Origin of the sequence: Paenibacillus silvestris (genome assembly GCF_009882985.1) — a bacterium.
In the GTDB taxonomy this organism is placed as follows: domain Bacteria; phylum Bacillota; class Bacilli; order Paenibacillales; family NBRC-103111; genus Paenibacillus_E; species Paenibacillus_E silvestris.
On record NZ_WTUZ01000012.1, the window covers coordinates 105917 to 106285 of the forward strand.

At 46.6% G+C, this 369-nt stretch carries 1 pseudogene; it reads left to right on the forward strand.

The window, feature by feature from the left end:
- Positions 1-369 (forward strand): annotated as a pseudogene (locus tag GQF01_RS09680) (hypothetical protein); the annotation flags it as partial.

The window sequence follows — 369 nt, forward strand, 5'->3', positions numbered from 1 at the left end:
CAATGTAACGGCTACGAATAACGTAGGTAAAGCTGATACCATCGCATTTACAGGTCTTACTGCAGGAACAGTCGTAAAAGTTTATGATAAAGTACCAACGGATGCAACGAAGAAACAACTGGGTACAGCAACGGTAGCAGCTGGCGCAACAACAGCTACAGTTAGCATCACGCAGCTGGGAAGTGCAACAGGCTCCGTATTTGTTACGGCAACAGCAACAGGCCAATCGGAAAGTGATGCGCTAGAAGTAGATTTTGATGCAGAAGCGGCATCCACAGCACCTGTAGCAGATAACATCACGGTAACAAACAATGCAGGAATCGCGGATACAGTTAAAGTAACCGGCTTAGCGGTTGGCGACATTGTAAA